General features: G+C 39.3%; 20 protein-coding genes. 6 read left to right on the forward strand and 14 right to left on the reverse strand.

The annotated features are described in order from the left end of the window. Positions 1 to 11: 11 nt before the first annotated feature. From F928_RS06270 to dapD, 7 genes are all read right to left on the reverse strand, one after another. Positions 12 to 581 (reverse strand): CAP domain-containing protein, encoded by a 570-nt coding sequence (locus F928_RS06270; protein ID WP_005073120.1) that lies wholly within the window; start codon positions 579 to 581, stop codon positions 12 to 14. 118 nt (positions 582 to 699) lie between these two features. Continuing rightward, the gene (gene bcp, locus F928_RS06275) at positions 700 to 1,161 is read right to left on the reverse strand and encodes a peroxiredoxin (RefSeq protein WP_002118936.1); all 462 of its coding nucleotides are present in this window, start codon (positions 1,159 to 1,161) and stop codon (positions 700 to 702) included. A gap of 17 nt (positions 1,162 to 1,178) precedes the next feature. Then, entirely contained in the window at positions 1,179 to 1,865 is a 687-nt protein-coding gene (locus tag F928_RS06280) for a Dph6-related ATP pyrophosphatase (protein WP_005073122.1), read from the reverse strand. Between the two features lie 96 nt (positions 1,866 to 1,961). Continuing rightward, positions 1,962 to 2,378: a hypothetical protein gene (locus F928_RS06285; protein ID WP_005073124.1), complete on the reverse strand. Its 417-nt coding sequence runs from the start codon at positions 2,376 to 2,378 to the stop codon at positions 1,962 to 1,964. A gap of 16 nt (positions 2,379 to 2,394) precedes the next feature. Next, positions 2,395 to 3,063: a 7-cyano-7-deazaguanine synthase QueC gene (queC, locus tag F928_RS06290; protein ID WP_002118843.1), complete on the reverse strand. Its 669-nt coding sequence runs from the start codon at positions 3,061 to 3,063 to the stop codon at positions 2,395 to 2,397. A 40-nt stretch (positions 3,064 to 3,103) separates the two neighbouring features. Further along, the gene (queE, locus tag F928_RS06295) at positions 3,104 to 3,814 is read right to left on the reverse strand and encodes a 7-carboxy-7-deazaguanine synthase QueE (RefSeq protein WP_005073125.1); all 711 of its coding nucleotides are present in this window, start codon (positions 3,812 to 3,814) and stop codon (positions 3,104 to 3,106) included. A 98-nt stretch (positions 3,815 to 3,912) separates the two neighbouring features. Next, the gene (gene dapD / locus F928_RS06300) at positions 3,913 to 4,734 is read right to left on the reverse strand and encodes a 2,3,4,5-tetrahydropyridine-2,6-dicarboxylate N-succinyltransferase (protein WP_002118664.1); all 822 of its coding nucleotides are present in this window, start codon (positions 4,732 to 4,734) and stop codon (positions 3,913 to 3,915) included. Positions 4,735 to 5,029: 295 nt separating this feature from the next. On the opposite strand from dapD, the gene carO reads away from it, so the two are divergent. Further along, entirely contained in the window at positions 5,030 to 5,758 is a 729-nt protein-coding gene (carO, locus tag F928_RS06305) for an ornithine uptake porin CarO type 4 (RefSeq protein ID WP_002118918.1), read from the forward strand. Positions 5,759 to 5,850: 92 nt separating this feature from the next. Here carO and F928_RS06310 read toward each other — a convergent pair whose 3' ends face one another. From F928_RS06310 to cysP, 6 genes are all read right to left on the reverse strand, one after another. Next, positions 5,851 to 6,774 (reverse strand): CysB family HTH-type transcriptional regulator, encoded by a 924-nt coding sequence (locus F928_RS06310; RefSeq protein WP_002118601.1) that lies wholly within the window; start codon positions 6,772 to 6,774, stop codon positions 5,851 to 5,853. A 71-nt stretch (positions 6,775 to 6,845) separates the two neighbouring features. Continuing rightward, positions 6,846 to 7,907 carry a sulfate/molybdate ABC transporter ATP-binding protein gene (gene cysA, locus F928_RS06315; protein WP_002118816.1) on the reverse strand — a complete coding sequence of 354 codons (1,062 nt, stop codon included), beginning with the start codon at positions 7,905 to 7,907 and terminating at the stop codon, positions 6,846 to 6,848. Between the two features lie 11 nt (positions 7,908 to 7,918). Continuing rightward, positions 7,919 to 8,803 carry a sulfate ABC transporter permease subunit CysW gene (gene cysW, locus F928_RS06320; protein WP_005073129.1) on the reverse strand — a complete coding sequence of 295 codons (885 nt, stop codon included), beginning with the start codon at positions 8,801 to 8,803 and terminating at the stop codon, positions 7,919 to 7,921. Further along, positions 8,800 to 9,633, reverse strand: coding sequence for a sulfate ABC transporter permease subunit CysT (gene cysT, locus F928_RS06325; RefSeq protein WP_005073131.1), 834 nt, complete (start codon positions 9,631 to 9,633; stop codon positions 8,800 to 8,802). The genes cysW and cysT overlap by 4 nt, the downstream gene beginning before the upstream one ends. An 81-nt stretch (positions 9,634 to 9,714) precedes the next feature. Then, positions 9,715 to 10,323 carry an RBBP9/YdeN family alpha/beta hydrolase gene (locus F928_RS06330; RefSeq protein ID WP_005073133.1) on the reverse strand — a complete coding sequence of 203 codons (609 nt, stop codon included), beginning with the start codon at positions 10,321 to 10,323 and terminating at the stop codon, positions 9,715 to 9,717. A gap of 30 nt (positions 10,324 to 10,353) precedes the next feature. After that, positions 10,354 to 11,361 carry a sulfate ABC transporter substrate-binding protein gene (gene cysP / locus F928_RS06335; RefSeq protein ID WP_001212602.1) on the reverse strand — a complete coding sequence of 336 codons (1,008 nt, stop codon included), beginning with the start codon at positions 11,359 to 11,361 and terminating at the stop codon, positions 10,354 to 10,356. Positions 11,362 to 11,624: 263 nt separating this feature from the next. Between cysP and pabC the strand changes: the two genes are divergently transcribed. The 4 genes from pabC (at position 11,625) to F928_RS06355 (ending at position 14,671) form a co-directional block, all read left to right on the forward strand. Further along, positions 11,625 to 12,437: an aminodeoxychorismate lyase gene (pabC, locus tag F928_RS06340; protein ID WP_005073137.1), complete on the forward strand. Its 813-nt coding sequence runs from the start codon at positions 11,625 to 11,627 to the stop codon at positions 12,435 to 12,437. Between the two features lies 1 nt (position 12,438). Then, positions 12,439 to 13,509, forward strand: a complete 1,071-nt coding sequence (mltG, locus tag F928_RS06345; RefSeq protein WP_005073139.1) for an endolytic transglycosylase MltG — start codon at positions 12,439 to 12,441, stop codon at positions 13,507 to 13,509. 9 nt (positions 13,510 to 13,518) lie between these two features. After that, complete coding sequence (tmk, locus tag F928_RS06350; protein WP_002118740.1) at positions 13,519 to 14,118, forward strand: dTMP kinase; 600 nt, start codon at positions 13,519 to 13,521, stop codon at positions 14,116 to 14,118. A 136-nt stretch (positions 14,119 to 14,254) separates the two neighbouring features. Further along, positions 14,255 to 14,671 carry a PaaI family thioesterase gene (locus tag F928_RS06355; protein ID WP_005073141.1) on the forward strand — a complete coding sequence of 139 codons (417 nt, stop codon included), beginning with the start codon at positions 14,255 to 14,257 and terminating at the stop codon, positions 14,669 to 14,671. Positions 14,672 to 14,733: 62 nt separating this feature from the next. Here F928_RS06355 and nadB read toward each other — a convergent pair whose 3' ends face one another. Further along, positions 14,734 to 16,377 (reverse strand): L-aspartate oxidase, encoded by a 1,644-nt coding sequence (gene nadB, locus F928_RS06360; protein ID WP_016806059.1) that lies wholly within the window; start codon positions 16,375 to 16,377, stop codon positions 14,734 to 14,736. 230 nt (positions 16,378 to 16,607) lie between these two features. Between nadB and degP the strand changes: the two genes are divergently transcribed. Next, a complete protein-coding gene (gene degP / locus F928_RS06365) occupies positions 16,608 to 17,984 on the forward strand; it encodes a Do family serine endopeptidase (protein WP_005073145.1) in 1,377 nt (458 codons plus the stop codon). Positions 17,985 to 18,083: the final 99 nt, after the last annotated feature.

Raw genomic sequence — 18,083 nt, forward strand, 5'->3', positions numbered from 1 at the left:
CTTTTTTCCTTTTAACGTGTACCAAATTGTTGAGTCCAATAGCTCTTTTGTTTTACAGATTGATCAGAAGCACAAGCAATTGCATAGGTTGTAAATTTAGGGTTCATTAGGTTACTACAATGTAGGGGACTCGACAGCCACCTAGACATCACTTCATCTAATGTTTTCTGTCCACTCGCGACATTTTCACCATTGGCTTTACCGAGTGTATTATAAATTTTCAAACGTGATTTTAAATCTAGTCCCGTGGAGCCAACATGTCCGAGAAAGTTGTGTGTTGCCATATCTTCACTATGAGAAAGTGCACCTTTATATAAATTATTACTCCAACTTAATGGTCTGGTTGCAGCGAAATGTTGTTGTCCACATTGGCGTGATTGCTGGCGAATCTGATTAATTATTTTAAGTACGGTTTGTTGATAGGCAGGGTTTTGTAAATCTTGGCAACTTATTTTTATAGGTGGAGTTTCAACTTGTGTGGTAGATGGTGTAATTGAGGGCGGCATACTGGATGAACTAACGGAGCATGCAGAAATAACAAGACCACTAGACAGTAAATTACAAACTTTGAGCAGACTCATGTAAATACCTTAGCGTGAATTATTCTAATGTCTTTATCATACGCCAAAGTAAAGGAGTAAGTAATTTGTTCATATACAAAAAACGAGCATCATGCCCGCTTTTTGTTTCTTAAGTTTATTAAGCTGTTTGTAGAGCTTTTAAGTCTTCTAGAACTTGCTCTGCATGCCCAGCTGCTTTAACTTTGCGATAGCTTTTAACTAAAGTTTTGTTATGGAAAATAAAAGTAGAACGTTCAATACCCATGACTTTTTTACCATACATATTCTTTTCTTTAATCACATCAAAGTGATTACAAAGAATTTCTTCTTTATCACTGATCAGATCAATAGTAAGTGCTTGCTTCTCTGTAAAATTTTGATGGGCTTTTACCGAGTCACGTGAAATACCGAAAATACGGGCACCTAAAGCATCAAACTGATCTTTCAAACAAGAAAAACCCACTGCTTGTGTTGTACACCCTGGTGTTGAATCTTTAGGATAGAAGTAAATAATTAGCCATTCATTTTCGACTTCGGTCAAGTTCACTTCGCCGTGTGTAGTAGGGAACACCTGATTTGGCAGTTGAATATTCTCAGACATTTCTTATCCTTTAAAAGTTAAATTTGATCTAATTCAAGTGGTAAAAAAGCGTATTCCTCATGATAAACAATATTGAGTTTTCTTACAGGGATTGCTTTGTTAAAAATTGGCCCATCAATCACAGTCGTATGAAATTCACCGCCTTCACCACATGGATCAATGCCACGGTTCTCAAGCTCTTGAATGTATTCTAAAGTTAAAGTTTTTCCTAAATCTTCTACCTTCATCCCGAGTTTAAGGTTTACGTTCACCACTATACTCTGGAATCCAAGTTGAATAAATTCTTCAACAACTTCACGATGCGGACGTAGCCAAAGAGGCATTGCTAATTGAAGACCTACTTGTTGCGTTACTCGGTCATGCCAACAGCCATGTTCAGGCATATCAAGATCACCTGTAACTAGTACCTCGGCTCCTTGTTGCTTTGCTTGATTGAGTAATTCAATAAACTTTACTTCATATTCATTCCAACTTGATGAAGCCATAAACACGGGCAAACCGATTACTTTAGCTTGTGCTTGAATAATATCAAGAGGCATGGCATGTGAGCGAGAACGTTGGCCTTGCTCTTCTAGCATTACGATCAATCCAATCACTTCGCCTGTCTGCATTGCATGGTAGAGTGCTAGAGAACTATCTTTGCCTCCACTAAATGAGACAATAGACCTTTTATGGTTAGCATTAGTTTTCCATTGTTCTTGCATGGCTTACATCAAATGAATTGGTCAAAAGTGCTGTTATTTTAACAGAGCTATAAAAAAGCCTGCATAAATGCAGGCTTAATTTGGAACATTAAAATCTTATTTTTTAGGAGCTTGTTGTTGAGCTGCCTTCATTGCATCTTCAGTTAACTTTTCAAGCTTAGTTGTTAACTGAGGACCGAAACATGCTTTAAGATCACGGTTTTGTTGTTGTACAAATCCTAGAGAACTTGGGCTTTTCTTCGCATTGATTGCGCTTTGGATTTCCCATTTTTGTGCTTCAGTCACTTTACCTTGTGCTTCAACTTGGCAGCTACAGAATTTGCTAACTTCAGATGAACTTAACTTGCCGCCTTTAGCAGTTTGTTCTTTACAAACGTTAACTAATGCACCTTTAACGTTAGTGCTTTTATATGCCGCTTGAACTGGGTTTTCAGCTGCTTGAGCTGAACCAGCCATAAGTGCAGCTGCTGAGAATAAAGATGAAAGAATAAGATTTGATTTTAACAACTTCATAAATTTTACCTACTTATTACGGTATATAGCGTGTTGGATCGGTAACACCAGCATCGATAAAGCCTTCTTTACGCAAACGGCAACTGTCACATTTACCACACGCACGTCCTTGAGCATCTGCTTGATAGCAAGATACCGTTTGACTATAGTCTACGCCATGTTCAATCCCTAAACGTATGATATTCGCTTTGGATAAATGTAACAGGGGTGTTTCAAATTTAAGTGGTTTTCCTTCTACGCCAGCCTTAGTTGCTAAACGGGCCATATTTGCAAAAGCATCAATAAATTCAGGACGACAATCAGGATATCCTGAATAATCAACAGCATTGATACCAATAACAATAGCTTCAGCATTAAATACTTCAGCTGCTGCTAGAGCATATGATAGGAAAATAGTGTTACGCGCTGGTACATAAGTTACAGGAATACCTTCTTGTAACTGTTCTGGTACTGCAATGTTGTGATCTGTAAGTGCTGATCCACCTAAATTTGCTAGATCAATATTAATTACACGATGTTCAACACCTGAACGCTGAGCTAATGCTTTTGCAGCATCAAGTTCAGTGGTTGAGCGTTGACCATACATAAAACTAATAGCAATACATTCATAGCGCGCTTGTGCCCAAGCTAGGCAAGTGGTTGAGTCTAAGCCGCCTGAAAGTAAAACAATGGCACGAGAGCGCATATTTTTCTCCATATTAGGAATGATTTATTTTATTGAGTGATTAACGACCTGATTCATCGTTCCAAAGCAGTTTATGTAACTGAAGTTGGAAACGAACAGGTAATTTATCATCAAGTATCCACTGTGCCAGATCACGTGCTAGACGTGGCAGGCCTACAGCACCTTTTTCAACCGCAAAGGCAGGGGAGAACCAAACGGTACTGACTTTGGTTTGCAGTTGATATTTTTCAACTTGTTGCTTTGACCATTCATAGTCTTCACGATTACAAATCACAAATTTGATTTGGTCACGTGGTGTTAAATGGTCAAGATTACTGATGAGATTGCGATGTTCTTCACCAGAAGTTGGAGTTTTTAAATCAAGAACTTTAGAAACACGAGAGTCTACTTTTGACACATCAAGAGCGCCACTGGTTTCTAAAGAGACGTCAAAGCCTGCTTCACATAAACGTTGTAATAAAATCAAACAGTTTGGCTGAGCAAGAGGTTCACCACCTGTCACACAAATATAAGGTGTTTGAAATTGTGTAGCTGTTTCAATGATATGTTCAAGTGAAAAACGTTCGCCACCTTCAAAGGAATAGGTGGTATCGCAATAGCTACAACGTAATGGACAGCCTGTTAGACGAATAAATACAGTCGGTAGGCCAGAGGCATTTGCTTCACCCTGCAACGAGTAAAAAATCTCGGTAATGCGTAAACCGGACGCAGGGTCTGAGACAGGAATTGCAGAGGAACGTAAGGAAGCCATTCTAGAAATACCACACTATATAAAAAATAAAATCTCTACGATCAGTTTGATCGTAGAGATGAGGAGCGATTAAAGCTCCGCAAGAGAGTTATAACAAATTAGTCAGCACGTAACAAATCGTTCAAGCTTGTTTTTGAACGTGTTTGCGCATCAACTTTTTTCACGATAATTGCAGCATATAAGCTGTAAGTACCACATTTAGATGGCAAGCTGCCTGAAACTACAACTGAACCTGCTGGTACACGACCATAATGGATTTCGCCAGTTTCACGGTCATAAATTTTAGTTGATTGACCAATGAAAACGCCCATTGAAATGACTGAGCCTTCTTCAACGATAACGCCTTCAACGATTTCTGAACGTGCACCGATAAAGCAGTTGTCTTCAATAATAGTTGGGTTAGCTTGTAATGGTTCTAAAACACCACCAATACCTACACCACCAGACAAGTGAACATTTTTACCGATTTGAGCACATGAACCTACAGTTGCCCATGTATCAACCATTGTGCCTTCATCTACATAAGCACCAATGTTGACATAAGATGGCATTAACACCACGTTTTTAGCTTGGAAGCTACCACGACGTGCTACAGCAGGAGGAACAACACGAACACCTGCAGCTTTAAATTGCTCTTCAGTCCAACCAGAGAATTTAGTTTCAACTTTGTCATAGAAACGAAGATCACATGACTCGATTGGTTTATTGTCATTCAGTTTAAATGATAATAAAACAGCTTTTTTTAACCATTGATGAACAACCCATTCACCATTGATTTTTTCAGCAACTCGAAGTGTACCGTTATCTAAACCAGCAATTGCTTCTTCAACAGCTTGGCGAATTTCGCTTGAACAATCTGCTGCAGTAAAATTTGCGCGGTCTTCAAATGCTTGCTCAATGATTGTAGAAAGCTGAGACATGATCTTCCTTCCATAAAAAATTTTAAAGATTTTACACTAATTTGTGACAAGAATCTTTCAAAAAACGTGTTACGTTTGATTGATGATATAAATGAGGTAAATCAAAATAAGCTTATTAGATAATCAAGTGTTTTTTACACAAAAATGATTTGAAAATAAAAATTTAACTCAATTTGTATCAAAAAATAACAGAAATCTAGCATTTTTTGTATAAAAAAGAATCTAAGCTGTCATTATTATGATTTCAGTCACAAGATGAATAAATTAAAAACAGAGCCTTTTTGAGGAGAAAACTATGAAAGCATTACGTGTATTAGTCACTACAACAGCTTTATTCGCTGCTGGCGCTGCTATGGCAGATGAAGCCGTTGTTCATGACAGCTACGCATTTGACAAAAACCAATTAATTCCTGTGGGGGCACGTGCTGAGGTAGGTACAACTGGTTACGGTGGTGCTTTATTATGGCAAGCAAACCCATATGTAGGTTTGGCTCTTGGTTATAATGGTGGTGACATTTCGTGGACAGATGATGTTTCTGTAAATGGTACTAAATATGACCTAGATATGGATAACAATAATATCTACTTAAATGCTGAGATTCGTCCATGGGGTGCAAGTGCTAACCGTTGGGCTCAAGGTTTATATGTAGCTGCGGGTGCTGCTTATTTAGATAACGATTACGATCTAACTAAACGTTCGCAAGACGGTACTATTAAAGTAAATGGTAATAATTATAACTTTAATGGTTCAGTGGATGGTAAATTAAGTTATAAAAATGATATCGCTCCATACTTAGGTTTTGGTTTTGCACCTAAAATCAATAAAAACTGGGGTGTATTTGGTGAGGTAGGTGCTTACTATACTGGTAACCCAAGTGTAAATCTTAAATCAAATGGTACATTTGTTAATGTTAATGGTGCTGACTTTGATAAAGACTTACGTGCTGAAGAAAACGAAATCCGTAATGATGATAAATACCAATGGTTACCAGTTGGTAAAGTTGGTGTGAACTTCTACTGGTAAGATCACAAAAGAAAAAACGAGCTACGGCTCGTTTTTTTGTACCTAATAAAATAAATAAAAGAGCTAAAAAGCCCTTTTATTTATTTGAATTTTTATTCATCTGGGTAAGCAATTTTCTTAAGTGCTTTAATATCCGCATCAGGTGAGCATAAAGAAATAAACTCGTAACCATAACCGCGTAATAAGTGACCTTTGCGAACCGCAATCCACGTTGTATTAACACCAAAAATATCAGTTTTGGTTTGCTTTAAACGATAATCACGTTCTGTATCATAAGCCACGTCATTGACAATACCCACACCCATGCCAAGTTCCACATAGGTTTTGATAACATCGGCATCAAGAGCTGACATTACGATATCTGCATCTAGATGAGCCTCTTCAAACGCTTTATCAATTTTAGATCTACCTGTAAAACCACCATGATAAGTAATGAGTGGATATTCTGCTAAAAGTTCTAGAGTGATCTTATCCGCCTGCACTAAAGGATGATTTTGCGGGGTAATAATACTGTGCTGCCATTGATAGTAAGGAATGCTAGCCAGATTTTCTTCAGTCGTTAAAGACTCGGTTGCAATTCCAATATCCGCTTCACCTTGTAAAAGCATTTCTGAAATTTCCACAGGGCTAGCTTGTTGTAAAATCAAATGAACTTTTGGAAATAATTTCTTAAATTGATTAACGATTGGAGGCAATACATAACGCGCTTGAGTATGCGTAGTTGCGATCGTTAATGTTCCTTCATCAACCTTATTAAAATCTTCAGCAAGTCGTTTAATATTTTCAGCATCCACTAACATGCGTTCAACAATGCTAAGAAGTGACTGGCCTGGTTCAGTTAAACCTAAAAGGCGTTTACCTTTACGAACGAAAAGTTGAACACCTAATTCATCTTCTAAATCTTTGATATGTTTACTTACACCCGATTGAGATGTGTAGAGTGCAGCCGATGCTTCCGTCAAGTTAAAGTTTTGGCGTACTGTTTCTCGGATAATTCTTAATTGTTGAAAGTTCATTTACACTTTTCCTCAAAAGAGGTGAGGAGCGTCTAAAGATCCGCAAGATATTTCCTCACCAAATATATTTCTTAAGCAACTTGGTCTGCAAATAAGTGCAATTGAGATGCGCTCACCCAAACAGTTTGATTAGGTTTAAATGCATGTAATTTTGCAGCTTCACTGCTCAGAGCAATTTCAATTAAACGTCCATTACGGTCTTGTAATTCGGCCACTACTTTTCCAGCAATCCAGATTTCACGTACAAAAGTCGCTTCAATGGTATTCGCTTGCGGTTGCGAGTGAATATGTAACTCATCTGGACGGGCAAAAGCAATCACTTTTCCTTGAGGTGCCTCAACTGCTGTTGGTAATTGAATACGGTCATTACCGATACGGATAATACCTTCCGTATGTTCACCTTCAAATCGATTTGCCTGACCCAAGAAATCAAACACAAATGGCGTTGCAGGTTTTTCATAAACTTCACGAGGTGAACCGATTTGCTCAACATTACCTTTATTCATGACAATAATCTGGTCTGCAACCTCAAGTGCTTCTTCTTGATCGTGAGTCACGAAAATTGAAGTGATATGCAATTCATCATGTAAGTTGCGTAACCAGCGACGTAATTCTTTGCGTACTTTGGCATCTAGAGCGCCAAATGGTTCATCGAGTAATAACACGCGAGGTTCTACTGCTAAAGCACGGGCTAAAGCAATACGCTGACGTTGTCCGCCAGAAAGCTGAGCAGGGTAGCGGTCTGCTAAAAAGCCTAGTTGAACTAGATCAAGTAAACGAGTGACACGTTTTTTAATTTCAGCTTCCGAAGGACGGGTTGCACGAGGTCGAACACGTAAACCAAAGGCAATATTGTCAAATACAGTCATGTGACGGAATAAAGCATAGTGCTGAAATACAAAGCCGACCTGACGCTCACGCACATGTACATTAGTCGCATCTTCACCTTCAAGTAAAACCTGACCGCCATCGGCTGACTCTAGACCTGCAATGATACGAAGCAGAGTCGTCTTACCACAACCAGATGGTCCAAGTAGCGCAACCAGTTCACCCTCTGGAAAGTCTAGGGAAATATTTTTAAGCGCATGGAATGCACCAAAGTGTTTTTCAATATTTTTAACTTGAATACTCATGATTTCATTCCTTACGAATCAGTTGAATGCGGTTCTGGTTTATCTTGATGTAGCTCTAACCAAGTTTTTAAAATCAGTGTTAAAAGAGCTAAGAAGGCAAGCAGTGAGGACACGGCAAAGGCTGCGCTAAAGGTGTACTCGTTATATAAAATTTCAACATGCAGTGGCAGAGTATTGGTTTCACCACGGATATGACCAGAAACCACTGATACTGCGCCAAACTCACCCATTGCGCGGGCATTACACAAAATCACGCCGTAAATCAGACCCCATTTAATGTTAGGGAGGGTGACCTTCCAAAAAGTTTGCCAACCTGATGCACCGAGTACAATTGCTGCTTCTTCTTCCTCTGTTCCCTGAGCTTCCATGAGTGGAATTAACTCACGCGCCACAAATGGAACTGTAATAAAAATGGTGGCTAAAACAATTCCAGGTACGGCATATAAAATCTTGATGTCATGATCCATTAACCAGCCGCCGAACCAGCCTTGGGCACCAAAAATAAGAACAATCATTAAACCTGCAATAACAGGTGAAACCGAAAAAGGCATATCAATGATAGTGGTTAAAATTGCCTTGCCTTTAAACTGGAACTTAGAGACAGCCCAAGCTGCAGCAACACCAAATATCACATTAATTGGAACTGCAATTGCTGCGGTGAGTAATGTTAATTTCACTGCTGATAAGGTATCTGGATCAATCAAAGCCTGAACATAGACTTCAAGTCCCTGTTTAAATGCTTCTACGAAAACAAGAATGAGTGGCAGCATGAGGCAACTTACGAAAAAAATCAGTGCAATTGTAATAAGGGTATAACGTACCCAAGTCGGCTCACGTGTTGCATCACGAGACTGTAACTTCAAGGCAAGTGCATTGCTGTCGGTATGTAAATTCATGTGATGTTTCTCCCTGTACGACGGTTTGCCCATGCTTGAAGTAAGTTAATGACAAATAGGATGATAAAAGAGAGAACTAACATGACCGCTGCAATGGTCGTTGCACCTGCATAATCATATTCTTCAAGACGAGAAATAATCATCAGCGGTGCAATTTCTGTTTTAAAAGGTTGATTACCAGCAATAAAAATAACAGAACCATACTCACCCACGCCGCGAGCAAATGCTAAAGCAAAGCCTGTAAATAGAGCAGGTAGTAAGATGGGTAAAATAATTTTAGTAATGGTCTGCCAACGATTTGCACCAAGTGCTGAAGCTGCTTCCTCAAGTTCGGTTTCAATATCGCTGAGTACCGGTTGAACGGTTCGAACAATAAAAGGAATACCAATAAAGACCAATGCCAGCGTAATCCCGATAGGTGTATAGGCAACCTGAATACCAAGTGGTTCCAGATATTGACCTAACCAACCAGTAGGTGCATAGAGTGAAGTCAGTGCAATACCTGCAACTGCGGTCGGAAGAGCAAAAGGTAAATCAACCAATGCATCAACTAGACGCTTTCCTGGAAAGTTATAGCGGACAAGACACCAAGCCAAAAGCAGACCAAACACAACATTAATAAATGCTGCGATTAAGGCTGAACTAAAGCTGAGTTGAAGCGATTTCAAAATACGCTCAGACGTCAAAATTTCCCATAATCCGTCCCATCCGATTCCAAATGATTTGATAAAGACTGCGGCTAATGGAATAAGCACAATAAAAGACACATAGGCGAGGGTGAAGCCCAAAGATAGACCAAACCCAGGCAGCACTCGGGATCGCTGCGACATGATATTTCCTCAAAGAGAAAAGCCTGCTGAAACCAGTAAGCGAATAAATAAAGATAAACCAGTGCGGTATAAAGATTGGTATTAAGCAAATTTCAAAGAGAAATGTGTTTTTACCGGGTCGATAGATGAGTGACTACACATCGAATCTTCTGGGATCAAATAGTTCAGCAAATCCGGGAATGGCCCAAAACCTGAGGCAACATTAATATGGCCCACTTCACCAAGATTAACGGGATTTAACTTCCATGATTTTGCAAGTTGTAACGCATCAAAAAAGCCGAGCCATGGATCATTTTCACTAATGAGTAGCGTTGCAGGCACATCAATTTTTAATTGATGAAAATAATCTTTGTAGTCGGTCAAGCTATGGCGAGCAAACCCTGCTTCCCCAAAGCGTGCCGGATTCGCTGGAGCGACTAAAATTAGTTTCTTAACTTGGCTTCTTAATTCTGGATGCTCAGCCAAAGCAGCTACACTTGTTAAGCATCCAAAACTATGTGCAACAATTTGAACAGGAGCTTGAGCTGCTTGAACTGTTTTAACGAATTGCTCAACCCATTCGCTTAATACAGGTCTATCCCAGTTTTTTTGCTCAACACGAGAACTAGACACGAGTTGACGCTGCAACCAAGATTGCCAATGCTGATGTTCACTGCCACCTACACCCGGAACAATTACAGTGTGAATCATGTCTGTTCTCCTTACCTTTAGTGCAAAGAATTACTTCTCTGCACTATTGATTTTCACGATTTGATCGAAAACACCACCATTATCAAAGTGTTGTTTTTGTACTTTTGTCCAACCACCAAATTCTTTATCGATTGTTACAAGCTTCAATGGCTTAAATACATTGCTGTATTTTTTAAGAACAGCTGCGTTACGAGGACGGTAGAAGTTACGTGCTGCAATTTCTTGACCAGCAGGCGAGTACAAATAGTTGAGATAACCTTTAGCAATGGTTAAGTTGCCTTTTTTAGCTGCATTCTTCTCCACAATTGCAACTGGAGGCTCAGCTAAGATCGAAAGAGACGGAGTAATAATTTCAAATTTGCCCGGCTGTTCACGAATAGCTAAATGAGCTTCATTTTCCCAAGCCAGTAATACATCACCAATGCCACGCTCAGCGAAAGTAGTCGTCGCACCGCGAGCACCAGAATCTAGAACTTTAGTGTGTTTATAAATTTGGCGAACGTATTCTTGTGCTTTCGCATCATTGCCGCCTGGTTGATGTTTTGCCCAAGCCCAAGCTGCAAGATAGTTCCAACGAGCACCACCAGAGGTTTTCGGGTTTGGTGTAATGATTTCTACGCCTGGTTTGATTAAATCAGCCCAGTCTTTAATTTGCTTTGGGTTGCCTTTACGCACCAAAAATACAATGGTTGATGTATATGGCGTTGAGTTTTGTGGCAGTTTTTTCTGCCAGTTAGTTGGAAGTAATTTTGCTTTTTCAGCAATTTCATCAATATCTGCTGCAAGTGCTAATGTCACCACATCTGCATTTAAACCATCGATAACCGCACGAGCCTGTTTACCAGAGCCGCCGTGTGATTGTTTAAACTCGATATCTTGACCAGTACGTTGTTTCCAGTAAGTACCGAACTGTTTGTTGAAATCTGTATATAGCTCACGAGTAGGATCGTAAGAAACGTTTAAAAATTCTTGGGCTGCAAATGACGAAACAGAAAGAAGTGCAGCGATAACCCCGACTTTTAATTGAGAAAAACGCATGAGATAAGTCCTCAAAAAATATGAAATGTTCAAAACATGAACGCAGAATAGCGCTAGTCTTTATTCTAAAAAAATAATAAAAAACGAATTTAATATGAAAAAAATAGAAATAATAAAAAGAGATAAACTATTCTTAAATCTTGATATATAACAAGTTTCAAAAGCAGATACGAAATGGGTATAATTTTTTAAAATCAATCATTTATTATTTAAATGAAAGGTGTTGTATTGCAGTACGGCTTTTAGCAAAGGATGGAGCAAACATGTGGTGTTTTAAAAATGGGCAACCCGTTGAGACTATTCCTTTATTAGATCGAGCCTTTCATTATGGAGATGGATGCTTTACCACAATTCGTGTTTTTCAAAATCAAATTGAGCTTAAAGAAAGGCACTGGCAACGTCTAAAACTCGCATGTCAAAAACTGTCTTTAACTGTAAATTTTGAATTAATCGAACTGAGTTTACAGCAACTACAAAACCAGAACCTTATACTCAACGGTACTTTAAAAATTGTGATTAGTCGTGGTGAAGGTGACCGCGGTTATAGTTTGCCGAAACATGAAGCTGATATTTATATCTGGTTTTATCCAAAAGCTTTAGAGCCGTTTGTGCCTGACTCTATCCAGTGTGGTGTTTTAAATCAGGCCCTAGGTTTAACCATGCCGAGCTTAGTGGGGCTTAAATCTTTAAACCGCCTTGAACAAGTATTGCTAAAAAAAGAAGCAGATCAACTCGGGTGGGCTGAAGCATTAGTTACTGATGTACAAGGTTATATTGTTGAAGGGGTCAGCAGTAATTGTTTTATTCGTTTAAATGATAGATGGATTACTCCGGAACTTCGCTATAATGGCGTCCACGGTGTAATGCGGGCAGAAATTCTGGCGCGTATGCAGCACCATGGTATTGCCTGTGAAGTACGTGTAATTGAGTTAGATGAAGTATCTGAAATACAAAGTCTATTCTTTTGTAATGCTTTAAACCCTATGCGAGTAGTCACTCATTTAGGTGAGAAAACGCTAGAAACACAGGCATGCATAGATTTATTTCATATCCTTAACTTAAATCAGATTCATTAATATGCCGAAGCCACCTGTGAATGCGAAAGCAAAAAACGCCAAGAAAAATAACAAAAAACAAGCTCCAAAATTTTCTAAGCGATTGGTTCTAATTGGCCTTTTTATTGTTTTAATTTCTACTTTTGCCATTTTATGGTCAAGTTTGTTTAAGGCTTATCCTATCGAAGGCAAAAAACAGATGTTATCTATTACATCTGGGGAAACTTATTCTGGTTTTATTGATCGTTTAGCAAAAGAAGACAAAATTAGCTTTCCTATCGTATTAAAGCTTTATCAAAAGTTTATGATTCATGACAGCATGAAAGCTGGTGTGTATGAAATTGAACAAGGGATGAGTGTAAGACAAGTGTTAGAGATGTTGTCTGACGCTGATAATGCTCAGATGAATCGTGTTTTGGTGATTGAAGGTACAACTTTTAAGCAGCTTATTACTGCACTCAAAAATGATAAAAATGTAAAAAATACAATATTGGATTTACCTAATGATCAGCTTATGAAAGCGCTTGGGATTCCTTACGATCATCCAGAGGGCTTATTCGCGCCGAATACTTATTTCTTTGCCAAAGGCGAGACTGACAAGAAAATTCTTACCGATTTATATCATCGCCAAAAAAAAGCTTTAGATACAGCTTGGGCAAATCGTGCTCCGAATTTACCTTATAAAGATAAATATGAAGCATTAATTATGGCTTCTATTGTTGAGAAAGAAACAAGTTTAGACAGTGAACTTACACAAGTTTCTGGAGTTTTTGTCCGCCGTTTAAAACTCGGTATGCGTTTACAAACGGATCCAACTGTTATTTACGGAATGGGTAATAACTATAAAGGCAACATTACCCGAGAAGACCTCCGTACTCCAACACCATATAATACTTATACCATTAATGGTTTACCGCCTACTCCAATTGCTTTGCCAAGCCAAAAAGCAATTGAAGCAGCATTACATCCAGATGATTCAAATAACATCTATTTCGTAGCGACTGGTAATGGTGGACATAAATTTACGGCAGACTTGCAAGCACATAATCAAGCTGTGCAAGAATATTTATCCGTGTTGAGATCGAAGAAATAAGGAAAAGAGATGTTTATCAGCTTTGAAGGCACGGAAGGGGTAGGTAAAACTACACTCATTCGAAAAATTCATCAGCATTTTGAAGAGCATGGCAAACAAGTTGTTTTAACTCGAGAGCCGGGGGGCACACCGTTAGCTGAGCAAATTCGTTCTATGCTTTTGGCGGTGAATCATGATGAAAATATGAGTCATGATACCGAGTTATTACTCATTTATGCAGCACGTGCTCAACACTTACAACAAGTTATTTTACCTGCTTTAGAAGCTAACAAAATTGTATTAAGTGATCGCTTTACCGATGCGAGTTTTGCTTATCAATGTTCTGGTCGTGGTTTAAGCCAAGATAAATTACAACTTTTAAATCAGAACTTCGTTTCACGCATGCCGGAGGTGACTTTCTGGCTAGACGCACCGATTGAACTTGGTATGAACCGTGCACGTGAACGTGGAGCTTTAGACCGTTTTGAACAAGAAAAGTTAAGCTTCTTTACTAAGGTTCGTGAAGGTTATGAAACCTTATGGAAGGCTGAACCGGAACGTATTAAGCGAATAGATGCTACACAAAGTCCAGATCAGGTGTTTGAGCAAGCTCTGCAATATTTAGCATAGGCCATCGGATTAGCCACTCTCATATTTTTGGGAGTGGTGAAAAATGACGTTAATTCTGATTTAAATCGTCATAGAAAATATCTGCTATTTTCTTATGCTATCTTACATATGATTTATAGATTGAAGAATAACAAGGATGAAAAGCTCAAAAGAAGAAATCGTGGCATTTCTTGAAAAGGAATTTCCACCAAGTCTTGAACATTGCACGATTGAATCAGTCACCCCCAAAGCTGCAGTTGTTTATTATCATGTCCATCAAAGGCATCAACGCCCTGGTGGTACCATATCTGGCCCAACCATGATGACTTTGGCAGACTTTGCTTTATATATTGCGATATTAGGTGAGATCGGTATTGTTGGTTTAGCCGTAACCACCAACTTTAATATTAATTTTTTAAGAAAACCTGCGGGTGATCAAGACTTACGTAGTGAATGTAAACTCATGAAAGTAGGAAAGAGTTTGGTGGTGGGTGAGGTTTGGATTTATTCAGTTGGTCTGGATGAACCTGTTGCGCATGTGACTGCGACTTATTCAATCCCACCTAGAGCATAAATATCAAAGCAAATAAAAAAGCACAGCCAGAGCTGTACTTTTTTGTAGAGTAGAAGAACAGCTTAAATGTCGGTATTAACCAATGGCTGTTCTACTGCAAAATTTGGAGGAGTCAAAACAGTTTTACGAATCTCGCTGGAAGTTTCCGGATAATCGAGTGTGTAATGTAAACCACGTGATTCTTTACGTTGCATAGCACAGCGAACAATCATTTCCGATACTAAAACAAGGTTACGCAGCTCAATCAGGTTTTTGCTAACACGGTAGTCTTGATAATATTCAGTGATTTCACGCTTTAACATTTCAATACGGTGTAAAGCACGTTCTAAACGTTTTGTGGTTCTTACAATACCAACGTAATTCCACATGGTCGAACGTAACTCATCCCAGTTTTGTAAAATCACCACATCTTCATCAGGGTTGGTTACTTGTGAGTCATCCCAAGTTGGTACTTCTGGTAATTTTAAGTTTTCATCAAATTTATTTTCGATATCTTTTGCCGCACTCATACCGTAAACGAAGCACTCAAGTAATGAGTTACTTGCCATACGGTTTGCACCATGTAAGCCTGTATAAGACGTTTCACCAATCGCATAGAGACCTTCAATATCCGTCTGGCTATTTGAGTCAACCACAACACCCCCACATGTATAGTGAGCTGCTGGAACTACAGGAATCATGTCTTTGGTAATATCGATGCCTAACTCAAGCAACCGTGCATAAAGTGTAGGGAAGTGCTCTTTAATAAACTCAGGTGATTTATGGGTAATGTCTAACCACACGTGACGAATACCAAGACGCTTGATTTCATGGTCAATGGTACGTGCAACAATATCACGAGGAGCCAGTTCTGCACGATCGTCAAAACGCAACATAAACCGTTCGCCATCAGGTAGGCGCAAATAAGCACCTTCACCACGCATAGCTTCAGTAATTAAGAAAGAGCGGGCTTGAGGGTGATAGAGACACGTTGGATGGAACTGATTAAATTCCATATTGGCTACACGGCAACCTGCACGATAAGCCATAGCAATACCATCACCTGTGGCAATATCTGGATTAGATGTATACAGATAAGCTTTCATCGCACCGCCGCAAGCTAGCGCGGTGAATGGTGCAAGGAAAGTATGAACCTTTTCAGTATTTTCATCTAATGCATATAAACCAATAGCACGATTCGCTTGGTCGGTATGGCCTAATTTATGCGAGGTGATTAAATCAATCGCAATATAATTTTCAAAAATAGTAATATTTTTACGTTCTTTGGCACGTTCAACCAAAGTAGTTGAAATGGCTTTGCCTGTTGCATCAGCAGAATGGATAATGCGACGCTGCGAGTGACCACCTTCGCGAGTCAAATGAAGCTGTTCATCTTCATCTAAGGTAAATTGCACGCCTTGTTTTAAAAGAAAATCAACAGAAGGGCGGCCGCCTTCTACGGTATGTTGTACCGCGTCCATTTCACATAAATGAGCGCCTGCAATCATAGTGTCATTAATATGCTGTTGAATAGAGTCAGTCTCATCAAGAACAGCAGCAACGCCACCTTGAGCATAAAAGGTACTTGCTTCGGTTAGAGCAGCTTTGGCTAAAACTGCAATATTAAAATGATTTGGTAACGATAAAGCCAGACTTAAACCAGCGCCGCCGCTGCCCACAATAATCACGTCAAAGTGGTGAATTGTCTGTAAATTAGGCATGTCCATTCGCATCAATTTAAAACGTCCGCTAATGACACCCCTTTTTAACTAAAAAGGCAAGAGCTTAAGCGCTCTAACTCAGAGAAAAATTGCAATTGGCTTAAAAAGTTGCAATGCGTAAAATATTCCTTGTGATGACGTATTACAAATAAACATATTGTTACGCACAACCTCAAAGCGTTGTGATACAACAGTTTTATCCTTATTCTCGTAGACCAATTGTGGGTGAGCACCGAATGAAATCTCGCTATTTACAACAAGGAATGTATGCAGCGGTATTTACAGTTGCTGCTGTTCAAGCAAATGCTGCTGTTGATTTTTCAAATCTTGTTGAACAAGTTAGTCCAGCAGTCGTGAGTGTAAATGTCGTAAAAAAAATGACTCAGGATGAACTGTTGCAACAGCAAGTTCCTGAAATTTTAAAACGTTTCTTTGGCAATCAGGTCATCATTCCACAGCAACAAGGTCCGCAAGAAAAGACAGCTTATGGAAGTGCATTCTTTATTAGTAAAGATGGTTATCTACTTACTAACCACCATGTGATTGAAAATGCCTCTCGTATTAGCATCACTCTAAATGACCGCCGTGAAATTGATGCAACCGTGGTGGGTAGTGATGAGCGTACAGACGTTGCTTTGTTAAAGGTAAATGGAACTAACTATCCAGCTTTACGAGTAGGAAATGTTGACCGTTTACGTGTCGGGGAACCTGTTTTAGCTATTGGTTCTCCGTTTGGCTTTGATTACTCAGCTTCGGCCGGTATTGTCAGTGCAAAATCACGAAACATGAGCGGTGAAACTTCGGTGCCGTTTATTCAAACTGATGTGGCTTTAAACCCAGGTAACTCTGGTGGTCCATTATTTAATCAAAATGGTGAAGTGGTCGGGGTAAATTCTCGAATATTTAGCGGTACCGGCGGTTATATGGGCTTGTCTTTCTCTATTCCGATTGATGTAGCAATGGATGTTGCCGACCAGCTTAAAACAAAAGGTAAAGTCACACGCTCTTATCTAGGGGTGATGATGCAAGATATTGACCGAAACCTTGCTGATGCGTACAAATTACCAAAACCTGAAGGTGCTTTAATTACTCAAATTTCTCCGAACTCACCTGCACAAAAAGCAGGGCTAAGAGCGGGCGACGTGATTTTAAAATTAAATGGTGCGCCTGTACTTCGTACGAGTGATTTACTCTATGCATTAAACAAAGTACAGCCAAATCAAACCGTTCAGTTTGAAGTATTACGTGATGATAAAACACGTAATATTTCAGCAACCCTAACGACTGCGCCAGATGAAACACCTGCTACTGGTGCACAAGGTGCTGCATCTAAAGGGCCAGTTTTAGGCATGAGTATTCGTGATTTAGCTGAACCGGAAAAAAATGCGTTGAGTGTGAAAGGTGGGATTTTTGTACAAGATGTTCGCCGTGGTGGTTTAGCGTCATTGTCCAATATCATTCCAGGTGATGTGATTACCCAAGTCAATAATAGCCAAATTTTAAATAGTCAGGATTTTGCAAAAGTTGTTTCTAACTTGCCGAAAAATACCGTAGCACGTGTTGCTATTATTCGTCAGGGACAGCGCGCAATGCTTGGTTTACGTATTCAATAATCCTCAACCGAATCAATAAGCCACCCTGAAAATGGGTGGTTTTTGTTATTTATCTTGAGCGTTTAGCGATATCTACCTACACTTATTTCAGTTTTAAGG

The sequence above is a fragment of the Acinetobacter pittii ATCC 19004 = CIP 70.29 genome (assembly GCF_000369045.1).
In the GTDB taxonomy this organism is placed as follows: Bacteria; Pseudomonadota; Gammaproteobacteria; order Pseudomonadales; family Moraxellaceae; genus Acinetobacter; species Acinetobacter pittii.